Here is a 1,491-nt window from a genome sequence, read left to right as displayed (position 1 = left end):
TACTTCAGCGGATTCAACAGCTAAAGCTAGGATAAAATCGAAAAATCCTGTTTTTTAAACACGATTTAAGACCAAGGGAGAAGTATGCCCAAAAACAGGCATTTTTCCGCTCCTCATTCTAGAAAGAGGCTTTTCAGAAGAAAAATAACCATGATTCTTTCAAAGGGATCGGGAATCTAATCGTTTTTGGCCTAAAACCCTGATTTATGTTCGAGGTATGAATAATTCAGGTCTTATTGTTCTTTTCGAAATTTTTCCTGAATGCGGTTATTTTATAAAAGTAGTTGGAGTTTTCTAGGATAATTCTCGCTTCTTCTTTACTTGTGTGATTAAACTTGACTTGTTTTTCTTCTAAATGCTCAATCATTAATTCAAACGTTAATTTGGGTTTAAGAGCAGAACTTGTTGATGGGTTACTCAAAATTAAAGACCTCCTATGATAACGTTTTAATTAATAATATAGGAAATTGCTATACTTTGGAAGTACTAACATTTAATCCAGAGGGAGCCTGTTTCTAAGGCATGACATTGAAGAAAAGAAAAAAGAGCTGCTCAAGCTCCGCAAAAAATACCGCCCTTATGATGAATAGGGCGGTATTTTTAATTATTCAAAAACAGGATGTTCCCAATATTCGTCAGAAACGATTGGGAAATTATCATAATTGAAATTGTCGAAATTTATTTTGCTAAGTGTTTCGCCTGATAGATTAATTCTCATCACCTCGCCTAAATCTTCGTTACCATATGCATCGACTAAAGGAACTTGCCAAGAAAACATGACGTTGTTTACATCTACGCTATCTAATTGATCAAACTCTTTTAAGAGATCAAGAGTATCTCTATAAATTCCTGTCTTGATAAACCCAGCCGTTAAATTATCATTGCCATTTAAGGTTAGTTGTAGAAAATCCCCTTCATCTGTATTAATAACCGAGATTTCTGCGATTCTTTCAGCGTCATAGTTTGTTTTTTCTTTCAGTGTATCAGTAATAACATTTTCGATTATTTCTTCAGGTGATCGAGATTCTTCTTTCTTCTCTTTCTTTTCTTGTTCCTCTTTTTCTTCTTTTTCTGGTTCTTCCTTTTCTGGTTCTTCCTTTTCTGGTTCTTCGTCTTTATCCTCAATTTCTTCTTCATTTTCTTCTTCGATGTCTTCCTCTTCTTCAACAGCTGCTACTTCTGTACTATCCTCTTCTTTCGCGACATCGTCCGATCCGCCAAAGACAACATTCAACCATATAATTGCGAATAATACGGATGCGACAGATCGCAATACTTTTCCATGATGTTTATACTTCCACATTAAAAAGATACCTACAGGAGCACAAAAAATAAGTGCCACCCATGCAAGCCAAGATTTCTCGTGTGTATGGCAAAATAAAAGTGCAGAGCTTTGCAAAGGAAAAATGCAGAGTCCTGCACTAAATTTTTGTGCGTAAACAAAAAAAGACTTGCCAGTCACCCCAAGTCCCACTACAGTAATTGTGTCAA

General features: G+C 35.5%; 2 protein-coding genes and 1 pseudogene. 1 reads left to right on the top strand and 2 read right to left on the bottom strand.

The features are described 5' to 3' along the window. Window positions 1-226: 226 nt before the first annotated feature. A complete protein-coding gene (locus E2L07_RS20475) occupies window positions 227-421 on the bottom strand; it encodes a hypothetical protein (protein ID WP_134230529.1) in 195 nt (64 codons plus the stop codon). A gap of 79 nt (window positions 422-500) precedes the next feature. On the opposite strand from E2L07_RS20475, the pseudogene E2L07_RS21445 reads away from it, so the two are divergent. After that, a pseudogene (locus tag E2L07_RS21445) lies at window positions 501-590 on the top strand (DNA-binding protein); the annotation flags it as partial. A gap of 14 nt (window positions 591-604) precedes the next feature. Here E2L07_RS21445 and E2L07_RS21440 read toward each other — a convergent pair. Continuing rightward, on the bottom strand, window positions 605-1,491 hold an 887-nt coding region (locus tag E2L07_RS21440; protein ID WP_243855034.1), incomplete at its 5' end, for a hypothetical protein.

Origin of the sequence: Halalkalibacterium halodurans, from assembly GCF_004376175.1 — a bacterium.
Taxonomy (GTDB): domain Bacteria; phylum Bacillota; class Bacilli; order Bacillales; family Bacillaceae_D; genus Halalkalibacterium; species Halalkalibacterium halodurans.
This window is presented reverse-complemented; position numbering and strand designations above follow the sequence as displayed.